The organism is Halobacillus aidingensis, assembly GCF_900104185.1.
GTDB lineage: Bacteria > Bacillota > Bacilli > Bacillales > Halobacillaceae > Halobacillus > Halobacillus aidingensis.
Genome location: NZ_FNIZ01000007.1, coordinates 92200 through 110711 on the forward strand (window position 1 = coordinate 92200; position 18512 = coordinate 110711).

Here is an 18512-nt window from a genome sequence, read left to right on the forward strand (position 1 = left end):
TGTTAACAGTGGACAATGCCGAACACCTGCCATTGCAGGGGGTACGCGTACTAGAATTGGGCACGCTTCTTGCCGGTCCATTTACAGGGAGGTTGTTAGCTGATTTCGGGGCTGAAGTCATTAAAGTAGAACCTCCTGGAAAGTCCGACCCTATGAGAAATTGGGGCAAAAAGAAAAATGGCGTAGGTTTATGGTGGCCGATTCAATCTCGTAATAAAAAGTCTATTACTCTGAATCTTAGAGAGGAAGCGGGGCAACGTGTTCTGAAAGATTTAGTGAAAGAGTCGGATATCATCATAGAGAATTTCCGGCCGGGTACGATGGAAAAGTGGGGCCTTTCCTATGAAAGACTTTCTGAGATCAATCCGAAAATGATCATGGTCCGAACATCCGGATTTGGTCAAACGGGACCTTATAATAAACGAGCCGGGTTCGGAAGTGTCGCAGAAGCGATGGGAGGCTTGCGGCATGTGACTGGATTTCCTGATCGTCCCCCTTCAAGAATTGGCATCAGTATCGGGGATACGCTTGCCGCTCTCTTTGCTACGATCGGATGTTTGACGGCGTTACATGAACGTGAAAGGTCAGGAGAAGGTCAAGTGGTAGATACAGCCATCTATGAAGCGGTATTTTCTGTGATGGAGAGTACGATTCCGGATTATTTACTTACGGGTTATGTGCGTGAACGGATGGGAAATATCCTGCCTGGAGTCGCTCCTTCCAATATATATCTGACGAAAGACGAGACTTTTATTGTAATCGGGGCGAATTCGGACGGTGTTTTTATGAGGTTGTGTGAAGCGATGGGTGAACCTGAGTTAGCAGATGATGAAAAATATTCTACGCACGATGCAAGAGCTAAACATATGAAGGAACTGGATCTACGTATTGAAGACTGGACCAAATCGTTGACAGCGGAAGAAAGCCTTGCCTTACTCGAAACGCATGGTGTCCCTTCAGGAATGATTTATAGTGCCAAGGACATTGTCGAGGACCCTCATTATAAGGAGAGGGAGATGATTGTACCTGTGGAGCATCCTGAGCTTGGAGAATTTCCAATGCCTGGAGTCGTCCCGAAATTAAGCCGTACCCCGGGAAAAATACATAAACCAGGGGCTGTGAAGATGGGGATGGATAACGAGACAGTGTTTAAAGACATCTTAGGTATGACAAGTGAGGAAATGGAAGAGTTGAAAGGAAACAATATTATTTAAAGGGGGATTATATGTCTGATACTTTCCAGGGGTTTGGTGAAAGTATACATTTTGGTAAGAACCCGGCTGTTCTGGTCGTTGATTTCATCAATGGATTTACTGATGAATCCTGCGACCTTGGATCCAATTTAGACGAAAAGGTTTCTCATACCAAACGATTGCTTGACATAGCCAGGTCACGTCGACTGCCTATCCTATTTACAACGGTTGTGTACGAGCCTCATTATCTGGATGGAGGGCATTTTATAGAGAAGGTTCCTGCATTGAAATGCCTTTTACGAGATAGTGGGTGGGTGGATTTGGATAAACGTTTGGAATGGAGAGAGAATGAAGAACCGCTCATTGAAAAGAAGTTTGCTAGTTCTTTCTTCGGCACAAGTTTACATTCCATACTCGCCTACAAAAACGTCGATACCTTGATTATCACTGGATGTACGACATCTGGGTGTATCAGGGCAACTGTCGTGGATGCTCTCCAGTATGGGTACAAAGCTATTGTTCCTAAAGAATGCGTGGGGGATCGATCTGAGAAAGCGCATCACAGCAATTTGTATGATATTCAAACGAAGTATGGGGAAGTCATGGCGGTTGAGGATGTCAGGAATTACTTGAAAACCATTTAATCTAATATTCGGAGGGATATGACATGTACAGAGTTGCTGTTGATGTCGGTGGTACTTTTACTGACGTAGTGCTTCAAAATGAAAGTACAGGAAATATTATTGGTACGAAGACACCTTCTACTCCATCAGATCAGTCTATTGGGTTGATGAAAGGGATTCAAAAGATTTGTGAGGAAAACGATATCGAGTTATCACAAATCCAATCCATCATGCACGGAACCACAGTTGCGACAAACGCTGTATTGGAAGGGAAGGGGGCGAAAGTAGGTCTCATTACGACAGAAGGCTTCGAGCAAATATTGCATGTCGCTCGGTCATGGACACCTGCTCCGATAAGTGCTTGGATGGGTTTCATAAAGCCGGATCCTCTAGCAGATCTTATTTATACGCGCGGTGCTAAGGAAAGGATAGATGCAAAAGGGGGAGTTTTGACAGAACTGGATGAGGACCAAGTTCGTTCTGAAATCAAGTCCCTTTATGAAGAAGGAATTGAAAGTTTGACTGTAAGTTTATTGAACTCCTATGCGAATCCCACACATGAACAAAGAATCCGTGAAATTGCTGAAGAGATTGATCCTAATATCCTTGTCAGTATCTCCTACGATATCTTACCTGAATTCAGAGAATATGAAAGAACTCTCACCACTGTTATGAACTCCTATGTCAGACCACCTATGCAAAGGTACTTAACGAATATCCAAAACAAACTAGAGGATTTGAAATTAAATAGTCGTTTAAGCATCGTACGTTCCGATGGTGGGTTGATGAGTATTCCCGCTGCAGCTTCTCTCCCTGTGCATACAATGCTCTCTGGTCCTTCCGGGGGCGTTACTGCTGCGGCTATGATTGGATCACAAACGGGAAATCGGAATGTCATCTCCTTCGATATGGGTGGCACATCCACGGACGTATCCCTGACCTATGACGGCACGCCACGTGTATCCAGGGAAACAAAAGTCGGGGTTTTCCCGGTCAAGTCTCCTTCTTTGGAAGTGGTAAGCATCGGAGCGGGGGGAGGTTCCATTGCCCATGTTCCTCCTACTGGAGCGTTACGCGTCGGCCCTCAAAGTGCCGGTTCAGAACCGGGCCCGGCGAGTTACGGTTCAGGAGGAGAAGACCCGACAGTGACGGATGCGAATGTTGTGTTAGGGTATTTGCCTCCAAGCCTAGTAGGTGGAGAGATGAAGTTGGACGTAGAAGCGGCTGAAAAAGCAGTTCAGAGAGTTGCTGAAAAGCTGGATACGGACATATACCATGCCGCTCAGGGAATTTATGACATCGTCAATGAAAATATGTATGGAGCGACAAGGGTCGTCTCTGTCGAGAAAGGTTATGATCCGAGGGAGTTTTCATTACTGGCTCTAGGCGGAGCCGGGCCGCTCCATGCGAATGCACTCGGGAAACTGACGGGTAGTTTTCCGGTCATTTTACCTCCTACCCCAGGAGTATTATCTGCCCTGGGATTCCTGCAGTCAGATATTCGAAATGAATACTCAAGAACATATATCCACAAGTTGAGTAATCTGGATCGAGAAAATCTTATTGCAGCATTGAATGACCTCTATCTGGACTGTCATTCATGGCTAGAACAGGAGAAAGTAGAGGAAGACCAGAGGTTGATCAGATTTGAAGTCGATGTTCGTTACTTCAGACAAGGTCATGAAATTCCTATAAAAGTAACGAAAGAAGAGTTGGATAACGTCGGGGTATCCATTTTGGCAGAACGCTTCAGCTCGATACACGAGCAGATTTATGGATTCAAAATGGAAGTGGAAGTTGAACTTGTGAACATTAGGGCAATTGCAATAGGGAAAGTGGCATCTCCATCCATTCCAATGGTGGGAGAGGGAGAGGTGGATGCATCAGGAGCGATTATAGACCATGAGCATAAAGCATTCTTTAATGGCGAATTCAAATCAACCCCGATCTATGAAAGGAATTTACTTAAACCGAACAATAAAATTATAGGTCCAGCCATAATCAGTCAAAAAGACACGACGACTCTAGTTCTTCCGGGATTCACAGCAGCCATTGATAAGAACTTGAACATTCTAATAGAGGAGGGGACTTCCTTATGAAAAATATCGACACAATAACGGTGGATATTATTGAAAACGCTTTAAAAAACATAAAGGAAGAAATGGATGTCACTCTATTCAGATCTGCCATGTCACCGGTCATCCGGGAGCAGCATGATTGTTTTCCTATGATTACAGACGCTAGTGGACAAATGGTGGTTGGAAATTTTGGCTCCCACGTGCCCGAAGTGGTCAATCAGTTCCCTGAAGGTATTCATAAAGGGGATGTCATTTTTGTCAGTGACCCTTACAGTTGCGGTGGATCGATATCGCATGTGAATGATTGGATGGTAATACTTCCGATTTTTTCAGGCGAAGAACTTGTAGGATATTCTTCTATGTTCGGTCATGTGATGGATGTAGGTGGGCCTGTCCCTTCCAGCATGCCGGTTACAGCCACTTCCATTTATGGAGAAGGGGTCCGCTTTCCACCGGTCAAACTATTTGAAAAAGGTCAATTGAATGAATCAATCATCCGTATCATTAAAGCTAATACGCGTACACCTATGGAAAATTACAGTGATCTCATGGCTATCGTAGCATCTTGCCGTACAGCGGAGAAGCGAGTTCAGGAGTTATGTGAACGTTTCGGTATAGATACCTATTTCGGAGCTTTGGAAGCTCTGCTTGAGCGGACAAATACAATGATGCGTGAGCTGATCACGAACTTCCTACCAACGGAACCGGTCTCTTTCGAAGATTACATCGATGATGATGGACTTGGAAACGGTCCTTTTAAAATGAAACTCACCATTTGGCGGGAAGGGGATCATGCCTATTTTGACTGGACAGGGACGGATAAGCAGTCTCCAGGCCCCATCAACTATTATTTGAGTGAACCTATGTTCAAAATGTTCATCGGCTCTTTCCTCATTTCAGTCTTTGACCCTGCAATCAATTTTAATGATGGTTTCTATGATGTCCTTCATATTGAATCTCCAGAAGGCACTTTAATGAGACCGGTTGAACCAGCAGCACTCGGATGTCGTACCCATGCCCTCAGCCGATTATTCGATGTCTTAAGTGGAGCTCTCTCTATCAATACGCCAGAGAACAGCCCGGCAGCTGGATACGGCACGAGCCCTTACTTTATATATTCCGGCTATGATCAAGACGGTCGATATTTCAATCTCATGGAGGTTATGTATGGAGGTCTTCCGGGACGACCGATTGGAGACGGTTTGGACGGGCATTCGTGGTGGCCGGCCTTCGTGAATATTCCGACTGAGTATCTAGAAACCTATTATCCTTTACGAGTGGAATATTATCGAACAGGTAAAGACTCGGGTGGGGCAGGAATGAACAGAGGCGGAAACTGCAATGAGAAGTTATATACATGTCTGGCGAAGGGGACTATATCCATTCACGACGACCGGTCTACCTTGCAGCCCTGGGGAATCAATGGTGGAGAACCAGGCGGGTCTTCTTCTAAGACTTTAATAAGAAAAGATGGCACAAGACAGGATCTTGATTCCAAAGTGGACAATATTGAAGTGGAACCTGGTGATCAAATTCTATTCATTACAGGTGGGAGCGGGGGATGGGGAGATCCTCTTGAACGTAAACCGGAACAAGTTTGTATGGATGTGAAGCGAGAATTGGTCAGTCTTGAAAAAGCCAAAGAATCCTACGGTGTAGTTTTTGATCCATCGACGTTGGAGATCCAACGAGAAGAAACGGTGGAATTAAGGAATCAAATGCGAAGGCAAAGAGGAAACTTAGAAGCGTTCAACTTCGGGAACAGAGCGGATGTGGTAAAGGTTTGAACGGTTTAGGTCCTATCGGTTAATCCAATGTAAAGAGATCAGTCTATTCACAAGGGAGAGAGACAAGATGGGTAAAACCCTATATGAAAAAATATGGGATCGCCATGTAGTCGAGAAGCGAGAGAATGAACCGAATCTCCTCTACATTGATCTTCACTTGATCCATGAAGTGACCTCACCACAAGCTTTTGACGGTTTGAAAAAAGAAAATAGAACCGTCCGGTGTCCGGAGTTGACGCTGGCCACTATGGACCATAGCATCCCTACTGAAAATCGGGGTTTTCCATTTGGGGATCCCGTGGCCCAGCTGCAAGTGGAAGCACTCGAAAAGAACTGTAAGGAGTTTCAAATCCCTCTTTTCAACCTGGGAAGCGACCGCCAAGGGATCGTTCATGTTATTGCACCTGAGCAGGGGCTGACATTACCAGGCCAGACGATGGTTTGTGGTGACAGTCACGCCTCTACTCATGGGGCCTTCGGAGCGCTCGCATTCGGAATCGGGACGAGTGAGGTTGAACACGTTTTGGCCACACAATGTTTACAGTTGGTGCCTTCTAAAACGTTGGCGATCCAATTCACCGGACAGTTAGCACCCGGCATTACATCGAAGGATTTGATTTTGGCATTGATCGGTGCCTATGGGAATGACTTTGCCACAGGCTATGTCATTGAATACCGTGGAGAACCGATCAAAGCCATGTCGATGGAGCAGCGGATGACGATTTGTAATATGTCGATCGAGTTCGGCGCACGGGCAGGTCTGATGGCTCCAGATCAAGTAACTTTCGATTACATTAAAGATAAACCCTTTGCCCCTAAAGGAGCTGACTGGGAAAGAGCTCTCGAAGATTGGAAGGAGTTATACAGTGATGAGGAGGCCAATTTTGATAACATAATCTATTTTGATGTCACCCAAGTATCTCCACAAGTCACCTGGGGGACAAACCCTGGACAAGTCGTCAGCGTCAAAGGAGAGGTCCCAAATCCGGAAGCATCTTCTGGATTTGCGCGTTCAAATGTCGAAAACGCTTTGGATTACATGGGATTAAAACCTGGAACTAAAATGGAGGACATCCCGATCAATGTGGTTTTCATAGGCTCGTGCACGAATAGTAGAATAGAAGATTTGAGAGAGGCGGCTCGAGTGTTGAAAGGATATGAAAAATCTTCTGACGTCCGAGGCATTGTCGTCCCCGGATCGCAGCAAGTCAAAGCCCAGGCAGAAACTGAAGGGCTTCATCACATATTCTTGGAAGCTGGACTGGAATGGCGGAATTCCGGGTGCAGCATGTGTCTTGGGATGAATGATGATTTTGTCGGGCCGAACGAAAGGTGTGCTTCTACCTCGAATCGGAATTTTGAAGGAAGACAAGGAGAAAATGCAAGGACTCACCTCGTCAGCCCGGCTATGGCAGCTGCCGCAGCGGTCAAAGGTCATTTCTATGACATCAGAGACTGGGAGTACAAACTTCAGGAGGTGAATTCATGAATCCTTTTACCGTCCATGAAGGAATTGTCGCCCCCTTTAATCGGTCCAATGTGGATACCGACACGATTATCCCAAAACAGTTCTTGAAATTGATGAAAAAAGAAGGGTATGGGAAGTTTCTCTTCTATGACTGGAGATATCTTGATGGAGAAGAAGAAAATCCGGAATTCATCCTTAACCGGTCCCATTATAAGAAGGCTTCCATACTTTTGTCCAGAGATAACTTCGGGAGCGGGTCGTCGAGGGAACATGCGGTTTGGTCGCTCAAAGATTTTGGCTTTCGCGTGATCATTTCCTCATCCTTTGCTGATATCTTTTATTCAAATTGTGTCAAAAACGGGGTCCTTCCTGTAGTTTTACCACAGGAATCTATAGAAGAACTATTCGATCGAGAAGAAAAATCTGAGATATACCCACTGGAAGTTGATCTGGAAAAACTGGTGATCACCGATTTCAACGGATTTAAAGAGTCCTTTGACTTGGATCCATTCATTAAAGAGATGCTCCTAAACGGATGGGATGAAATCAGTATGACGCTTCAGAAAGAAAAGTCCATCGAAAATTTTGAAAGAAAACATCCGATTCATTTCAGTCTGAAAGATGCCGTTCCTCAAAGGAATTCTGAATGATTGTTTCCAAGAGTTTATGCTTGTATATCGTGAACCAAATCCTGTTTCTTCAGGGTTAAATAACATGAAATAAAGCATTTCTGAAAATAGTGTACAGCTTGTATATGCAACACTATTACCACAATAAAATGTTTTCAATGTTGAAAAAGTATGTCAGGGGGGAGTTACGTTATGGATAAGGACAAACAAATGCCTTTGGGTAATTTGAGAGTATTGGAACTTGGAACGTTGCTTGCAGGACCGTTTACCGGGAGGGTGTTGGCAGACTTCGGTGCGGAAGTGATTAAGGTGGAACCACCCGGAAAAGCAGATCCCATGAGGAAGTGGGGGAAAGAAAAAGACGGTGTTGGGCTGTGGTGGCCTGTCCAGTCCCGGAACAAAAAGTCGATTACGATTAACCTGCGGGAAAAAGAGGGGCAGGACTTGTTAAAAGAACTGGTGGAGGGTGCTGATATACTAATCGAAAATTTCAGGCCTGGTACTATGGAAAAATGGAATCTCTCTTATGAAACATTGTCGGAAATCAACCCTAAGCTGATAATGGTTCGAACCTCTGGTTTCGGCCAAACAGGTCCTTACAAAGAAAGAGCTGGTTTTGGCAGTGTCGGTGAAGCGATGGGTGGATTGCGTCACGTCACGGGGTATAAGGATCGAGCGCCTACGAGAACAGGTATTTCCATCGGTGATACGCTTTCTGCGTTGTTTGCGACCATCGGCTGTCTCGTAGCCGTAAATGAAAGGAACCTTTCCGGGAAAGGACAGGTCGTAGACACTGCCCTGTATGAATCTGTATTTTCCGTCATGGAAAGTTTGATTCCTGATTACATGCTTGCTGATTTCGTGAGGGAGAGAATGGGAAACATCCTGCCTGGTGTAGCGCCGTCCAACATTTATCAGACGGAGGATGAGACGTATGTAGTTATCGGGGCAAATGCGGATGGTGTATTCAGACGTCTTTGTGAAGCGATGGGACAGGAGGAGCTGGCGGAAGATCCTGATTATGCCACCCATGAAGCAAGAGGGAGGAACATGAAGAAATTAGATTTTCTCATTGAAGAATGGACGAAGAAGTTACCATCGAATGAATTACTTAGTCTTTTGGAGAAAAAAGGAGTACCATCCGGCCTTATTTATTCTGCCAAAGATATTGTTGAAGATCCTCATTACCAGGCAAGGGAGATGATCGTCACTGTTGAACATCCTGAACTAGGAGATTTCCCAATGCCCGGGGTTGTTCCGAAGCTTAGCCGTACGCCTGGTAAAGTGAAGTTCCCGGGTGCTGAGAAAATGGGTCAACATAACGAAGAAATATTTAGAGACATTCTTGATTATTCAGATCGTGACATTAAGGCATTTCAAGAGAAAGGAATCATTTAATTCACCGAGGGAGTTCAGATTAGGACTCCCGGGATAAGAAGTTTTTTGTAAGCGATTCCATTTACTTGTATAACGCTTACATATAGCACAATACCCCTATTTTTTTACGGAAGAATGAGTAAGTAAGCTCCTTTTTCTGTTACTTAGAGAAACCTTTCATTTATCTTCTCAAGAAAATTCAGGAGGTGCCAAATGGAAAAAAATGAAGTGAAAGAGCCAATCCAACAAAAGTGGATTTGGGTTGGGGTTGTTCTGATGATGCTTGCTATTGTTCCGTGGTATTTTTCAAAAGGAGGAGAAATTACAATCGTATTGGGTTTCCCTGCCTGGGCATTGGTGTCTCTGTTTTTTTCCCTTATCTTATGTGGTTATTTAAGTTGGGTTTGTGTAAAGCATTGGAACATCGTCGAAGACCTGGAGGAAGACGGAAAATAAACGGGGAGGTCATTGAATGGATTTAGCTTTTTCAGGTATGGATGGTGTCATTATTCTTGTATCTTACGCAATTGTCATGTTGTTGATCGGTTACCTTTCGGGTAGGGGGAAGAATCTTCAAAATAGTTTATCTGATTATTTTTTAGCTGGGAAAAACCTTGGGATCATCGCTCTTTTTTTCACCTTGTACGCTACTCAGTACAGTGGGAATACTATCGTCGGATATGCTCCTGCAGCTTACCGTATGGGTTTCGGTTGGCTCCAATCCATTTCGTTCATGACGATTATAATAGCAGCCTACTTGCTTTTCGCTCCCAGACTCTACGTAGTTTCGAAAAGAAAAAATTTTATCACCCCTACAGACTGGGTGCATCACCGTTTCAAGTCTAGTGCTGTAACGATTCTAAGCGTCATTTTAATGTTATGGGGGCTCGGGAACTACCTTCTCGAGCAGCTGGTGGCTATCGGACAGGCAGTCTCAGGACTTACAGGCGGAACCATTCCGTATCAGTTCGCCGTCATAGCTTTTGTTCTGGTCATGCTCGCTTATGAGTGGATGGGTGGAATGAAAGCTGTAGCATTCACGGATGTTATGCAGGGTGTCGTACTGATGATAGGGATCATCATCTTTCTTGCCGGTTCGCTGTATCTTGTAGGGGGAAACTTCGGAAACGTAACGTCTTTCATTGCGGATAATGAACCTGCGAAAGTTGGGGTGCCGCCAATGGATGCTTCAATTAACTGGATGAGTATGCTAATTCTAGTCGGATTCGGAGCGGCCATCTACCCGCATGCAGTACAGCGAATCTATTCCGCACAAAGTGAGAAGACGTTGAAAAAGTCGCTTTCCCGCATGGCATGGATGCCTCCGCTTACGACCGGACTAGTATTCGTCATCGGGATTATCGGAATTATGATGTTTCCAGGCCTAAGTAGCGGGGATTCTGAGCAGCTAGTAGGGATGATGGCAAATGAAATCGCTGCAATCAATTCCTTTTATTACTGGATCATGATTCTTTTCTTCGGAGGGATAGTTGCAGCAATTGTATCTACTGCGGATTCTGTACTACTAAGCTTTTCATCTATGATCTCAAATGACATATATGGTAGGTTCGTAAATCCGAGAGCAACCGAACATAAGAAAGTACTGATTGGAAAAGTTGGTGGAATCATCGCAGTGGCGGCTTTATTGTGGCTCGCCTGGAACCCTCCCGCCACACTGTATGAAATTTTTGTATTGAAATTTGAATTGCTAGTTCAGGTGGCTCCAGCAATCATTCTCGGCCTTTACTGGAAGAGATTATCAGCCAAGCCCGTCTTTTGGGGAATGTTACTCGGCGCGCTGCTCGCAGGAATTATGACGTTGACAGGGTACAAAACGGTATTTGGTATCCACGGAGGAGTCCTTGGCCTTGGACTTAACGTTTTCATAGCAGTCGTCGGTTCTCTGTTTATCACAACATCTGCGAAAGAAGAATCAGAAGTGGAAGAGATGACTTCCCTTAAACTAGAAGCGTAATATATAGAAAATGAGATGAGTACATGATGCAGTTATACAAAACGCTCACAAAACAATCCTTTCAATCTAATCCTTGGAAAATGTTAGTATGGCTACTTATTGCACAGATTATGGTTGCATTCCTAGGAAGAAGCCTTGGGCCATTGGGAGTGTTGATAGGAGAAGATTTCGAGTTATCTAAAGCGCAGGTAGGCTTGCTCCCATCTGCTTTATTTATAGGACAAGCGCTGGCTTCTGTACCGGCTGGATTTATGGTCGATCGACTCGGGTCAAGAATACTGCTATTGTGTGTCGCTTTCTGTACGGGGCTCAGTTTCATGGGTCTGACTCTACACTCATATTACTGGCTCCTTCTCGTTCTGATCGGCATTGGTGGAGTCGGGTACGGAGCCATGCACCCGACGACGAACCGTGGGATTGTGTACTGGTTCGAACAAAAGCGTCGGGGCACAGCTATGGGGATTAAACAAATGGGAATCACGCTCGGGTCAGCATTGGCCGGGCTGATTCTTCTACCGATGGCTGTCACCTACGGATGGAGACCAGTTCTTTTTATAGCAGCCGTTCTCCTGGTGGGAGCGGGTATGCTATCGTACTTCCAATACAGAGACCATGAACAGGCGGGACAGCACGAGAAACAGTCGCTGAAAAAATTTTATGCCTCCCTCTGGTCGATGACGAAAAATAAACCGCTACTCTATGTCAGTCTGAGCGCTTTATGTCTGAACGGGTCGCAGATGACTTTGAATACGTATATCGTCTTTTACAGTCATGAAAAACTGAACATCTCTCTCTATTTAGCCGGAATTTTATTCGTCGTTTCAGAAGTAAGTGGTTCTCTAGGCAGAGTCGGATGGGGTGTGATCAGCGACCGTTTTTTTGATGGGAGGCGCATTGTGATACTTTTAGTCATTGCTGTGTTGACGATTCTCTCCAGTACGACAGTTGCTCTCGTTCCGGAAACGACAGGGTTTGTAACGATGATTCCGATAGTCGCTGTTTTCGGTTTCGCAATTTCTGGATTTAATGGTATATGGATGAATGTGGCATCAGAGCTTGTCCCAAAAGAAAAATCAGGATTGGCGACCGGATTCAGTATTATGCTCGGGTCAATGGGAGTAATTATTATTCCTCCTCTTTTTGGTCTTATGGTTGATGTCAGTGGAGGTTATACGGTCGGATGGTTTACTATTGCAGGTCTGATGATCATCGTGCTTTCGTTGCTAATAGCGATATCGCTTCATTTGAAAAAGACAAATCATGTCTTATAGAAAATGGAAGCGAACGTAAGACTCATTTGATGAGTAGATACCTTTGGTGAGGTACTTTAGATTTTCATGGGCGAAACTGCTAATGACCAGGGACTTTGATTTGCAACTAAACATAGCTGTTTTAAGCAATAGCTAGTTATAGAATCAAAATTTTATATTTTCTGTAATAAAGGAGCATTAACATGAAGTTTATACCTGAACAAATGGAAACAAAATCTGTTTATAAGCTTTTGACAGGAGCCGTCGTCCCACGACCGATTGCATGGGTATCTACGATGTCCAGTCAAGGAACCTTGAATCTGTCCCCTTTCAGCTTTTTTACCGTCGCTTCACGGCAACCGCCAATGTTATGTATTTCCATTGGACCGGGAGTAGGAGAAAGAGAAGGAACGGTCAAGGATACGCTTGTGAACATTAGAGAGGGAGGGGAATTCGTCATCAATGTAGTACCTTCCGCCCTTGGTAATCAGATGCAAAAGACATCAGAAAATCATGCTCCTGATGTAAATGAGTTTTCTGTTGCAGGTCTGACTCCATTAGACAGTGATATTGTCTTACCCAAAAGGGTCAAGGAAGCTCCAATCAACATGGAATGCAAACTGGACAGAATCATTGAACTCGGAACCGATAATTTGATTATTGGAGAAATGGTTATGTATCACATCAAAGAGGAGTACTATTTAGGAAATGAAAAGGTCAACTTTGAAAAAATGAAGCCTTTGGGCAGATTTGCAGGAAATTATAGTGAAAGCAAAGATTTTTATACACTTCCCATTACAAAATAAAATAGGTTGAGGAAAGGGTTTTGAAATTCCTCCTATTGATCTCAAGTAGCCGTATTATTTACAAACGGAAAGGAACTTCGACCAAAAAGAAGACTCTTTATATGAGTGTGCCTAATGAAAGTGCCTGACCCACGATGAGCTAAAGTGTTTACGTGGTGGGGATCAGGCACTTTCATCTAGGCAACCGCTGCTATCCGGTATCGGAACAGGTTTGCCCCTAAAAAAATGAATGTGATCAACACAAGGATCCACATTAAATCTCGGTAAGCAGAAAAGGAGAGGGGCTGGATCCAGTCATGATAAAGTTCAATGGCAAACCAGCCGATTAAGAAGTTTGGTGCCACTTTTGCATAGGAAGCGTTCAGCACCGCCTTTCCTTCTTCCGTTTTTCCCTTCTGGCTCCAAGTAAAGCGTAGAAGATAAAAAAGCGCTATTAGAAAGCTAGGGGTCAAAAAAAGTCCTACGAACATCATTTTTCTTTCCCCTTTCTTATATGTTCGCTAATGGTTTGTTCCAAGTACTCATCCATGGGATTTCTTCCCCCCAATATTTTTCAGTCCGTTTCCGGTGAAGTAGCCGGCTATGGCGATCCCTGCGGCCAGGATGACGGCGTCTAGTAAAAATTCCATCTTTAACATCCTCCGCTCCGTTTATTATCTCTATTCTATACGCTTAGGAAAAAGTAAGGTTTCAGGGTAGGGGCTTTTTTTCAGAAGTTCCATTCATGAACAGGAAACCACTCTTTGTTTTCTCATCATTAAAGTGGACGCTCTGTATGACTTGTTTAAAAGACTAGTGAATATCTAAAAGACAGAAAATTCCCTCTTATTTCATTTACGAAGCGATCTTAGAATGGTAAAATTTATCATTGTAATGAACGAAAGAAAACAAAGGAGTGAGGACAATGGGGAACGATGTACTCTATGCAAAATCATATTTTGAGAGGCTGCCAGAACTTGGAGATTTGGCACCAGAAGCGTTCAAAGCTTTCGTAGAGTTTGATAAAAAAGCGCTCGCACCGGGAAAGCTGAATGGTAAATTAAAAGAATTAATTGCTGTAGCTGTTGCTCATGTGACGGGATGCCCTTATTGTATCAATTTGCATGTGAAAAATGTGAAAAAACAGGAAGCGACAAAAGAAGAAGTCTCAGAAGTGATCCTTGTAGCGACAGCGCTAAAAGCGGGTTCATCCATTGCACATAGTGTAAATGCATTGAATACATACGATGAAAAAGGCGATGATGCTTTATATAAAGCTTCTTACTTCAGCCGTCTCAAAGAACTTTCCAATCTTCATGAAGGGGCGTTTCATGCGTTTGTCGATTTTGATCAACAGTCAATGAAAGAGGGAGCTGTTTCCGCTAAAGATAAAGAACTGATTGCCGTAGCGGCCGCACATACAACAGGCTGTCCTTACTGCATCGATGTTCACACGAAAGGCGCGAAACAACAGGGTGCTTCAAAAGAGGAGGTAGCCGAAGCCATTTTTGTTGCCACTACATTGAAAGCAGGTTCGGCTCTTGCTCACAGTGTGAATGCGTTAAATGCATATGATGATGAATAAAGCGTAAGTTATTTCAATTATAAGTTTCCAGTAATAGAGGCGATTCCTTGATCAAGGAATCGCCTCTATTACATATTAGGTATGAAAATTAGAATGATAAATCATCATAGGTAAACTCATTCCATACTGTAATGAATTAATATGGTCAAGTGGGGGGGGCAAAGAAACAATGGAGCTTAATAATAATTTGATTTTATAAATATTATTTACTATAGATGAAAAAGTCTCAAATTCAAGTCTTCAAGTATCGGTGGCAATAGATGCGTAGTGGATATTGATGATTACAGCCACAAGAATGTTGTAGGATTGTGATTTGGATTGCGAATCGATGTGTGAATGAACATCAAAAAAAACTACAGCGATTTTACAATCGTTGTAGCTTAATAATCAAAAAACTATTTTCTCGTATAACGCATTATCTATAATTAACTTTAACTGAAGATTTTTATTTGATTTTCTGTAATCCCTTTAATTAATCTCAGTTCACTAATTAAAAATTCATGTGCGTTATCATACATTTTTTTTTCGCTTGTGTTAAGAGCTTTCTCTTTCTTCATACGCTTTAAATCACGTACGACTTCAGCACCTTCTTGTATTTTACCTGTTTTTATTTTGTCCGTGTTCACTTTAAACCTTTGTTTCCATGGCAGTAATCTATCTGATTCTCCATGCTGAAAAATGTGTATGATGTGTTTTAATGCAATTATGTCAGTAACTGGGCGTATACTTGAACTCGATATTTTACCCGTAGGAATCATGACTTGCATATTACTGATTAACATTTTTATCACATAATACTGTTGTTTTTCCCCAGAGATATCATTTTCTTCTATGGCTTTAATTATACCTACTCCGTGCATTGGATAAACAATGTTATCGCCAATTTGAAACAAAAAATCCACCTCCATATATGGTAACCTAGCTAAGCTTAACATATATGTTATTTTTTATCAAATTTAAATGATATCATAATTTAATCTTCACAGTCAACTGATTTTTCTTTAAAAATTAGAAAAAGCAAAAAAATTGGCATCGTGCCAGATCACTAAAAGGGAGGTTGATCTCCCTGCATATATTCTGAAATCTCTAATAATGTAGATCAGTTTTTCCTTGAAAACGGCTGAATCGGTCCCGTCACTTTTTCACAAAGTCACTTGAAAACAAAATCATTTATTGTACAGTATCAGTTTACTTCGTAATACAAATGTAATGTGCTCACTTAACTATACAAAAAGTAATTAGTGGTAAAACGTCAGTCATTTTATGGTGAAATTATTGTCACTTGGTGGGAAAAAGTATGGCAATGGTGGTAAAATTCATTGTCAGTACTCAGAAGATGGATAGTCCAAACTTAGAATAAAAATCTGTTTTGCATAAATGGATTCAATAATACGCTTACGTCTTACGAGTTTTTTTGCATCTATGATGATTCAGTGATGAAGTTGTTCGTTAGGATTCTCGGTTTATTTATTAGTTTTACAAAAAAAATAATCTTCGCTGTTTGGAATTAAATTCTAAATCTTATCTAAGCAAAGCCCAATGATACAAAAAAGAGACTTCCGAATTCGGAAGTCTCTTTTTTAACTAGTAACTATTATTTCTGAACGTTAGCAGCTTGAGGTCCACGATTACCTTCAACAATTTCAAAGGAAACTGTCTCGTTTTCTTCTAATGTTTTAAAACCTTCGCCTTGAATAGCAGAGAAATGAACAAATACATCGTCTTGCCCTTCTACTTCAATAAATCCAAAACCTTTACTTTCGTTAAACCATTTAACATTACCTTGTAACATAAAATGTTACCTCCTGCGTGGAACTGATCCACAATGTATTACTATTATTGCTCTGCATATTAATTCTAGACGAAAAGTGACTTACTAGTTACTTTTGCTTTCATTTTAAACGAACAAGAATAATTAATTTTTATTATACCAATAAAGGATATTTCCGTCAATGGCTCTGCTATAGTTTTTTGAGTGCCTGTTCCCAATTACGCTAAAGATTTAGCAGAATGGGGGACAAGCACCGAATTCCATTGTCTACACTCCAAATCAAATATAGTCTAACCTTCAGTTTATCCATTAAAGTAACCATATATGTATGATGAAGTTGTGGTTTATCTTATTAAAGAACGCGAAAATAGGATCACTAAACGAAATAGACAATTAATCCTAAGCACTTTGAAAGAAGGTGATATTCAAGGTCAGTTTAAAAGAAAAAGTGCCTGCCCCCCCACTTCGCTAAAGTGTTAACGTGGTGGGGGTCAGGCACTTTCAATACAGCCGTCTCAAAGAACTTTCCAATCATCATGAAGGTGCGTTCCATGCTTTTGTGGATTTTGATCAAAAATCAATGAAAGATGGAGCTATTTCTGCTAAAGACAAAGAGCTCATTGCCGTAGCTTCCGCACATACAACCGGCTGTCCTTACTGCATCGATGTTCATACGAAAGGCGCGAAGCAACAGGGAGCTACAAAAGAAGAGGTAGCCGAAGCCATTTTTGTGGCTACGGCATTAAAAGCAGGTTCGGCCATTGCTCACAGTGTGAATGCGTTAAATGCATATGATGAGTGAAGGGTAAGTTATATCAAATATAAGTTTCCAATAATAGAGGCGATTACTTTATCAAGTAATCGCCTCTATTACATATTGATACTTTTACTAAGGAAGCTTCATCTTTAATTAATGTTGCGAGAGGGAACAATTTAAGTTTAGGTCGTGTTTAGGTCAGTACGTTTATTTGGGAAGTTTTTAATATAAGTGAGTTATAAATGCATATAATTATTCAATTTATCTTGAAACTGAGTCTTAAAGAAACGAGCAGTTATCTGGAAGGCTTGAATTCAAGATATTTATAGAAAAGATATACTCTTTTTGTGGAATAAGAGGAGAATTGTTAAGCAATTAAGAGTAAACTCTTTAGGAGATACATGATATAGGAGTGGTGGGTTATTAAGATCCATAAGATAGATCATGTGGATGTAATCGTAAATGATCGTTAACAAGCAAACTCTAAAATCCAATTTCACATTTTCCTACTACTGTGACTTCTCCTTGTGATTATGAACTGTGACAAGATTTTTTATTTGAAAGGAATTTGTAGCTTTTTAATAGAAATTATGAAGATAATCAGAAAATGAATTTTTACACATAAGGAGATAAAAGAATGGAAAAAAACAAATTACTTAGAATGGATAATGTCGGCATCGTTGTAGAATCGCTTGATGACGCAATCTCTTTTTTCGAGGAGATTGGCTTGAACCTCGAAGGGCGGGCCACAGTCGAAGGGGAATGGGCTGGTCGCGTAACCGGATTGGGTTCTCAGAGCGTGGAGATTGCTATGATGGTTACCCCAGATGGCCACAGCCGACTTGAACTTTCGCGATTTCTCACCCCACCTACTATATCAGATCACCGGACTGCTCCTGTAAACGCCCTCGGTTATATGCGCGTCATGTTCACCGTTGAAGACATTGACGAAATGGTATCCAGGCTCACTAAGTATGGTGCTCAACTCGTTGGCGAAGTGGTTCAGTACGAGGACTCGTATCGGCTCTGCTATATTCGTGGAATCGAAGGGCTTCTAATCGGTTTGGCGGAGCAACTCGATAAGAAATAAGAAAGTGAAGTTTTATTAAAATCCTTCATATATCTTACTGAAGTAGAAAGGCAGTGCGAAAAGTACCTCGAAGGTGCTGCTAATGATGAATGGAAGTTGGTAAGGGAAACCGAAGAGCCAATTAATTAGTGTTTGTTATTCAAT

Annotated in this window: 16 protein-coding genes and 1 pseudogene; 14 read left to right on the forward strand and 3 right to left on the reverse strand. The window is 42.3% G+C overall.

Features of this window, described 5'->3' with window-relative positions; all coding sequences use genetic code 11:
• Window positions 1-8: 8 nt before the first annotated feature.
• The 11 genes from BLS23_RS08860 to BLS23_RS08910 all read left to right on the forward strand — a co-directional run bounded on the left by BLS23_RS08860 (window position 9) and on the right by BLS23_RS08910 (window position 13186).
• A complete protein-coding gene (locus BLS23_RS08860) occupies window positions 9-1214 on the forward strand; it encodes a CaiB/BaiF CoA transferase family protein (RefSeq protein ID WP_089652190.1) in 1206 nt (401 codons plus the stop codon).
• An 11-nt stretch (window positions 1215-1225) separates the two neighbouring features.
• Complete coding sequence (locus tag BLS23_RS08865; RefSeq protein WP_089652191.1) at window positions 1226-1837, forward strand: isochorismatase family protein; 612 nt, start codon at window positions 1226-1228, stop codon at window positions 1835-1837.
• A gap of 23 nt (window positions 1838-1860) precedes the next feature.
• A complete protein-coding gene (locus tag BLS23_RS08870) occupies window positions 1861-3915 on the forward strand; it encodes a hydantoinase/oxoprolinase family protein (protein ID WP_089652192.1) in 2055 nt (684 codons plus the stop codon).
• The gene (locus BLS23_RS08875; RefSeq protein ID WP_089652193.1) at window positions 3912-5681 is read left to right on the forward strand and encodes a hydantoinase B/oxoprolinase family protein; all 1770 of its coding nucleotides are present in this window, start codon (window positions 3912-3914) and stop codon (window positions 5679-5681) included. The genes BLS23_RS08870 and BLS23_RS08875 overlap by 4 nt, the downstream gene beginning before the upstream one ends.
• Window positions 5682-5748: 67 nt before the next feature.
• Entirely contained in the window at window positions 5749-7170 is a 1422-nt protein-coding gene (gene leuC / locus BLS23_RS08880) for a 3-isopropylmalate dehydratase large subunit (protein WP_089652194.1), read from the forward strand.
• On the forward strand, window positions 7167-7799 hold the full coding sequence (gene leuD, locus BLS23_RS08885; protein WP_089652195.1) for a 3-isopropylmalate dehydratase small subunit: 633 nt from the start codon (window positions 7167-7169) through the stop codon (window positions 7797-7799). Before leuC ends, leuD begins: the two co-directional genes overlap by 4 nt.
• Before the next feature lie 171 nt (window positions 7800-7970).
• The gene (locus tag BLS23_RS08890; protein WP_089652196.1) at window positions 7971-9176 is read left to right on the forward strand and encodes a CaiB/BaiF CoA transferase family protein; all 1206 of its coding nucleotides are present in this window, start codon (window positions 7971-7973) and stop codon (window positions 9174-9176) included.
• 192 nt (window positions 9177-9368) lie between these two features.
• Window positions 9369-9611: a hypothetical protein gene (locus BLS23_RS08895; RefSeq protein WP_089652197.1), complete on the forward strand. Its 243-nt coding sequence runs from the start codon at window positions 9369-9371 to the stop codon at window positions 9609-9611.
• 16 nt (window positions 9612-9627) lie between these two features.
• Window positions 9628-11130: a sodium:solute symporter family protein gene (locus tag BLS23_RS08900; protein WP_089652198.1), complete on the forward strand. Its 1503-nt coding sequence runs from the start codon at window positions 9628-9630 to the stop codon at window positions 11128-11130.
• Between the two features lie 23 nt (window positions 11131-11153).
• Window positions 11154-12401 carry an MFS transporter gene (locus tag BLS23_RS08905; RefSeq protein ID WP_244157141.1) on the forward strand — a complete coding sequence of 416 codons (1248 nt, stop codon included), beginning with the start codon at window positions 11154-11156 and terminating at the stop codon, window positions 12399-12401.
• A gap of 182 nt (window positions 12402-12583) precedes the next feature.
• Window positions 12584-13186: a flavin reductase family protein gene (locus BLS23_RS08910; RefSeq protein ID WP_089652199.1), complete on the forward strand. Its 603-nt coding sequence runs from the start codon at window positions 12584-12586 to the stop codon at window positions 13184-13186.
• Between the two features lie 176 nt (window positions 13187-13362).
• Here the strand turns inward: BLS23_RS08910 and BLS23_RS08915 are convergent, their stop codons facing one another.
• Window positions 13363-13659, reverse strand: a complete 297-nt coding sequence (locus BLS23_RS08915) for a hypothetical protein (RefSeq protein ID WP_089652200.1) — start codon at window positions 13657-13659, stop codon at window positions 13363-13365.
• Window positions 13660-14090: 431 nt separating this feature from the next.
• Here BLS23_RS08915 and BLS23_RS08920 point away from each other — a divergent pair, with 431 nt between their 5' ends.
• Window positions 14091-14750, forward strand: coding sequence for a carboxymuconolactone decarboxylase family protein (locus tag BLS23_RS08920; protein WP_089652201.1), 660 nt, complete (start codon window positions 14091-14093; stop codon window positions 14748-14750).
• A gap of 431 nt (window positions 14751-15181) precedes the next feature.
• Here BLS23_RS08920 and BLS23_RS08925 read toward each other — a convergent pair whose 3' ends face one another.
• Window positions 15182-15658, reverse strand: coding sequence for a CarD family transcriptional regulator (locus BLS23_RS08925; RefSeq protein WP_089652202.1), 477 nt, complete (start codon window positions 15656-15658; stop codon window positions 15182-15184).
• A 686-nt stretch (window positions 15659-16344) separates the two neighbouring features.
• The gene (locus BLS23_RS08930; RefSeq protein ID WP_035543224.1) at window positions 16345-16542 is read right to left on the reverse strand and encodes a cold-shock protein; all 198 of its coding nucleotides are present in this window, start codon (window positions 16540-16542) and stop codon (window positions 16345-16347) included.
• Window positions 16543-17026: 484 nt separating this feature from the next.
• On the opposite strand from BLS23_RS08930, the pseudogene BLS23_RS08935 reads away from it, so the two are divergent.
• Window positions 17027-17323, forward strand: a pseudogene (locus BLS23_RS08935) (carboxymuconolactone decarboxylase family protein); the annotation flags it as partial.
• A 592-nt stretch (window positions 17324-17915) separates the two neighbouring features.
• The gene (locus BLS23_RS08940; RefSeq protein ID WP_089652203.1) at window positions 17916-18368 is read left to right on the forward strand and encodes a VOC family protein; all 453 of its coding nucleotides are present in this window, start codon (window positions 17916-17918) and stop codon (window positions 18366-18368) included.
• Window positions 18369-18512: the final 144 nt, after the last annotated feature.

Bases quoted from the DNA above. Each gene is read 5' to 3' on its own strand.
- BLS23_RS08930 (WP_035543224.1), bottom strand. From the start codon at position 16,542: ATGTTACAAGGTAATGTTAAATGGTTTAACGAAAGTAAAGGTTTTGGA.
- BLS23_RS08890 (WP_089652196.1), top strand. From the start codon at position 7,971: ATGGATAAGGACAAACAAATGCCTTTGGGTAATTTGAGAGTATTGGAA.
- leuD (WP_089652195.1), top strand. From the start codon at position 7,167: ATGAATCCTTTTACCGTCCATGAAGGAATTGTCGCCCCCTTTAATCGG.
- BLS23_RS08900 (WP_089652198.1), top strand. From the start codon at position 9,628: ATGGATTTAGCTTTTTCAGGTATGGATGGTGTCATTATTCTTGTATCT.
- BLS23_RS08895 (WP_089652197.1), top strand. From the start codon at position 9,369: ATGGAAAAAAATGAAGTGAAAGAGCCAATCCAACAAAAGTGGATTTGG.
- BLS23_RS08915 (WP_089652200.1), bottom strand. From the start codon at position 13,659: ATGATGTTCGTAGGACTTTTTTTGACCCCTAGCTTTCTAATAGCGCTT.
- BLS23_RS08940 (WP_089652203.1), top strand. From the start codon at position 17,916: ATGGAAAAAAACAAATTACTTAGAATGGATAATGTCGGCATCGTTGTA.
- BLS23_RS08875 (WP_089652193.1), top strand. From the start codon at position 3,912: ATGAAAAATATCGACACAATAACGGTGGATATTATTGAAAACGCTTTA.
- BLS23_RS08905 (WP_244157141.1), top strand. From the start codon at position 11,154: ATGATGCAGTTATACAAAACGCTCACAAAACAATCCTTTCAATCTAAT.
- BLS23_RS08865 (WP_089652191.1), top strand. From the start codon at position 1,226: ATGTCTGATACTTTCCAGGGGTTTGGTGAAAGTATACATTTTGGTAAG.
- BLS23_RS08910 (WP_089652199.1), top strand. From the start codon at position 12,584: ATGAAGTTTATACCTGAACAAATGGAAACAAAATCTGTTTATAAGCTT.
- BLS23_RS08925 (WP_089652202.1), bottom strand. From the start codon at position 15,658: ATGGAGGTGGATTTTTTGTTTCAAATTGGCGATAACATTGTTTATCCA.
- BLS23_RS08870 (WP_089652192.1), top strand. From the start codon at position 1,861: ATGTACAGAGTTGCTGTTGATGTCGGTGGTACTTTTACTGACGTAGTG.
- BLS23_RS08920 (WP_089652201.1), top strand. From the start codon at position 14,091: ATGGGGAACGATGTACTCTATGCAAAATCATATTTTGAGAGGCTGCCA.
- leuC (WP_089652194.1), top strand. From the start codon at position 5,749: ATGGGTAAAACCCTATATGAAAAAATATGGGATCGCCATGTAGTCGAG.